Raw genomic sequence first — 416 nt, 5'->3', positions numbered from 1 at the left:
GTCGAAACCATCACCGGCGGCACCGGCGCTGATACCATCACACTTGCGGCAGCCATTACCGCCGGTACCATCGACCTGGCGGCTGGCACCGACAGCCTGACGCTCGGCGCCTTCGCCAACTCAGCCACCGTCTCCAACGTCGAGACCCTGACCGGTGGCAGCGCGGCTGACACCATCACCCTGGCCACCACCCTCACTGGCATGACGGTCAACCTGGGCGCAGGTGCCGATACCCTGGTCCTGGGCAACTTCGCCAACACGGGAACACTGCAGAACGTCGAGACCATCACCGGCAATGCCGATGTCGACACCATTACGCTCAGCACCATCATCACGGCTGGCGTCGTCGATCTGAACGGCGGTACCGACGTCCTCACCCTGGGCAACTTCGCCAATACCCTGACGGTCAGCGATGT

The 416-nt window shown here is 63.7% G+C and carries 1 protein-coding gene; it reads left to right on the top strand.

Translation table 11 applies throughout. The features are described from left to right. The coding region (locus ABAC402_RS40520; RefSeq protein WP_040410160.1) for a hypothetical protein at nt 1–416 on the top strand (416 nt) is incomplete at both ends.

Source organism: Asticcacaulis sp. AC402 (genome assembly GCF_000495835.1).
Lineage (GTDB): Bacteria > Pseudomonadota > Alphaproteobacteria > Caulobacterales > Caulobacteraceae > Asticcacaulis.
The sequence above is the reverse complement of the archived record's forward strand: the minus strand, read 5'-3'. Positions and strand labels throughout refer to the sequence as shown.